We start from the raw sequence: 1,583 nt of genomic DNA, 5'->3' as shown, positions 1-1,583 counted from the left end.
GACGACTAGCACCAACACCCCGATGACGGCGAAGGCAATTCTGCTGGGCTTGCTCATTTGCGGTGTTCCTCCTGTTGCCCGGTGCCTGAGAGGGGGAGGCCGGGGTATGTCGAACGACTACGGGAGCGGGTTGCAGGTTTCGCTGCGGCCGACTTCTCTGTCGGACCGACCTGCTTCACAATCAGATTGGTTGGTTGTATGACAAAGTAAGCCGGGTCACATCGGGGTGTCAATAGCCAATTCTCCGCCCCCACCCTCCAGTAGGCCCGTGCTTCGCATGGCGGTTGCTGCCTTCCTCTCGCCACCGATCGTGCCGAGCTCGTTCCGGCTGTTACCGTGAAAAATGCCGATCGGTACCGCCCCAGGGAGCTCTCCAGCGATGAACCAATCGTCAGCGGCGTTGTCTCCCCGGAGGCTGTAGGAGAGTTCCAAGGAGTTCGCCATGCGCTCTCCCAGCGCCCGAATGGTTCCTATCCGCAGCCAATATCTGCACACAAGAGCACCCTTTCTTTGGGCCGCGAACCCTACTCCATCCGCACAGGGTTCGAGTTCATGGTTTCGGACACTGTCAAGGATCCCTGTCCACAGGCCCGCTCCTTTTTATTTCTTTCCGCCCTGAGGGCTGTGGCTGCGATCTTGCTGGAGAACGATGGCGGCTATGCCAAAAGCGGGCGGCAACGTAATTGTGGCGATCCCACGACAGCTTGTGGGAAAGGATGACGCTGGGTGAGAGCTCACTTAAGGCCCCGGTCGGCGGGTCGGCAGGTCCAACAATTCTCGGATCGCGTTGGTGACTGGGATCCCCCTGGCTTCTGCCTCTGCCCTGCGCGCGTAGCGGTGGTCGGCGGGCAGCCTGTCCATCCCTGCTGCTCGCAACATCTTCGTGAACGTCGCAACCCGGTCCGCAAATTCGCCAGACGTACCGCGGTCTGGATCAATTACCAGAAGGAACTGGCCAGTGCGTGAGGAGTGTGCGCCAGAAGGCTTATCTACGGATGCTTCGCGGGAAAATGCGCCCCCGGTCAATGCCGAGGCGAGCACCTCCACCATGACCGAGAGCGCTGCGCCTTTGTGGCCGCCGAACGGCAACAGGGAACCACCATCGGCAATCGCTCCCGCATCAGTGGTGTCGCGCCCCTCTGCGTCGACACCTGTACCTGGGGGCACAGGGCGACCGGTACGCGCAGCTAGAGTGAGATCCCCGAACGACACCGAGGAGGTGGCGAAGTCTGCCACCAGCGGGGGTGCACCGGCCACAGGGATGGCGTAGGCAAAAGGATTTGTGCTGAGCACGGCTTCGTGGACCCCGACCGGCGCGACGGTGGGAACGCCACCGGTGACCGTTGTGAGAGCGATGCAGCCACTCTCAGCGAACGGCTCGAGGTCGGGCCACAATGCGCTGTGGTGGTGCGAGTGACGGATCGCCACGAGAGCGACGCCCTCTTCTTCAACCGCATGCATGATCTTCTGGCGAGCTCGCGCTAGCGCCACCTGGGCGATGCCACGACCCGCGCAGCATCGGGCTGATCCTCGTCGTCCCTTCGGTGCTGCTCGCCGTCGTCTACTGGCTGTTCGAGAACGAG

General features: G+C 62.3%; 1 protein-coding gene. It reads right to left on the bottom strand.

Annotated elements, in window-relative coordinates; translation table 11 throughout:
* Window positions 1-738: 738 nt before the first annotated feature.
* Window positions 739-1,583: Ldh family oxidoreductase (locus tag LK10_RS01080; RefSeq protein WP_156143973.1), on the bottom strand; the 845-nt coding region annotated here is incomplete at its 5' end.

Source organism: Sinomonas humi, from assembly GCF_000802235.1.
Classification (GTDB): domain Bacteria; phylum Actinomycetota; class Actinomycetes; order Actinomycetales; family Micrococcaceae; genus Sinomonas; species Sinomonas humi.
This window is presented reverse-complemented; position numbering and strand designations above follow the sequence as displayed.